Annotated in this window: 2 protein-coding genes; both read left to right on the forward strand. The window is 63.1% G+C overall.

What is annotated here, in order from left to right; translation table 11 throughout:
- The first annotated feature begins 209 nt into the window (after positions 1-209).
- On the forward strand, positions 210-1,490 hold the full coding sequence (locus BLX41_RS12680; protein WP_123725153.1) for a serine/threonine transporter: 1,281 nt from the start codon (positions 210-212) through the stop codon (positions 1,488-1,490).
- A gap of 326 nt (positions 1,491-1,816) precedes the next feature.
- A partial coding sequence (locus BLX41_RS35210; protein WP_259744785.1) for a SulP family inorganic anion transporter occupies positions 1,817-2,051 on the forward strand: 235 nt, incomplete at its 3' end.

Here is a 2,051-nt window from a genome sequence, read left to right on the forward strand (position 1 = left end):
GATTGAGCGGGAGAGGGCCGGACCAGACGCCTCGCCTCGGCGGAAAAATAAATCTGCAGCGCATAAACCGTTCCTCAGCTGAGTCTATGCAGCGCCCTTGGAATCCCGGACAATCGCGCCCCCTCTGTTTCGGTCGGGGTTCTGTCTGTCGGGTATTCCGACGCGCCCTGATCGAATGGCAAACGACCGGAATGTGGAGATCCCACCGGATGAATGATCAGGCCAACAGCGTTGATCAACGCTTTGAAACGGCGACCCCAGCGACTCTGAGTAGCTGGAACCGCCAAGACACCACCTGGATGCTCGGCCTGTTTGGCACGGCCATCGGTGCCGGTACCCTGTTTCTGCCCATCAATGCCGGCATCGGCGGTTTCTGGCCGCTGTTGATCCTGGCGCTGCTGGCCTTCCCCATGACCTTCTATGCCCACCGCGGCCTGACCCGCTTCGTGCTCTCCGGGCGTGACGGTGCGGACATCACTGACGTGGTGGAAGAGCATTTCGGCCTCACCGCCGGTGCCCTGATCACCTTGCTGTACTTTTTGGCGATCTTCCCGATCCTGCTGATCTACAGCGTGGCCCTGACCAACACCGTCGACAGCTTCATGACCAACCAACTGCACATCGCGCCGCCACCGCGGGCGATCCTGGCCCTGGTGCTGATCTTCGGCCTGCTGGTGGTGGTGCGTTGCGGTGAGCAGGTGATCGTCAAGGCCATGAGCCTGATGGTCTATCCGTTCATCGTGGCCCTGCTGTTCCTCGCGGTGTTCCTGATCCCGCACTGGAATGGCGGCATCCTCGCCACCGTCAGCGATGTCCCGGCGCCTTCGGCCTTCCTGCATACCCTGTGGCTGGCGATTCCGGTGATGGTCTTCTCGTTCAACCATTCGCCGATCATCTCGGCCTTTGCCGTGGACCAGAAGCGCCGCTATGGCGTGCACGCCGAAGAGCGCAGCTCGCAGATCCTCTCGCGCGCCCACCTGCTGATGGTGGGCATGGTGCTGTTCTTCGTCTTCAGCTGCGTACTGACCCTGAGCCCGGCGCAACTGGCGGAAGCCAAGGCGCAGAACCTGTCGATCCTGTCCTATCTGGCCAACCACTTCCAGAACCCGACCATCGCCTTCGCCGCGCCGTTGATTGCCTTCGTGGCCATCGCCAAGTCCTTCCTGGGTCACTACATCGGTGCCAGCGAAGGCCTCAAGGGCCTGATCGGCAAGAGCGGCCGACGTCCGGGGACGAAAACCCTGGACCGGGTCACCGCCGCCTTCATGCTGGTGATCTGCTGGGCCGTGGCGACCCTCAACCCGAGCATCCTGACGATGATCGAGACCATGGGCGGCCCGGTGATCGCGGCGATCCTGTTCCTGATGCCGATGTACGCCATTCGCAAAGTGCCGGCCATGGCCCGCTATCGCGGCCAGGCCTCCAACGTCTTCGTGACCCTGGTGGGGCTGGTGGCCATTACGGCGCTGGTGTACTCCCTGGCGTCCTGACAGCCTCCCGGCGCCTTCCGGTAGGAGCCGGCTTGCCGGCGAAGACGCCCGCAAGCCAACTGCAAGGCGCGCGGACGCCTCACTGGCGAACCTGCTGCTGCACACAACGCCGTCGGTACTTCACTGTACCGGCGGCGTTGTCGTTCAAGGCATTGATCGGGATCGTTTGCTGCCTTGAATAAAGGGCTAAGCTGGTGCTCTTATTGCTGCCAGGAACCCGCCCATGGCCATTCCCGCCCCTCTGGCTGCAAGCCTGCCCAAACACGTTGATGCGGTTGGGCGACACCCTCTGAATTCGAATTTTGCCTTTTCACGGACGAACCCGATTGGCCACTGAACCCCTCACCCAGCCAACTGTTGTCCCCAAGCGCAGCCGTGACCTGCTGGCCGGCTTGTCCATCGCCGGCCTGTTGCTGCCGGAGGCCGTGGCCTATTCCGGTATCGCCGCCTTGCCGCCCCAGGCCGGGGTCATTGCCCTGTTCGCCGGATTGCTGTGCTACGGCCTGCTGGGCAGCAGCCGCTTTGCCATTGTCTCGGCCACTTCCTCATCGGCGGGGGGGG

This window comes from Pseudomonas protegens (assembly GCF_003732485.1).
Classification (GTDB): Bacteria; Pseudomonadota; Gammaproteobacteria; order Pseudomonadales; family Pseudomonadaceae; genus Aquipseudomonas; species Aquipseudomonas protegens_B.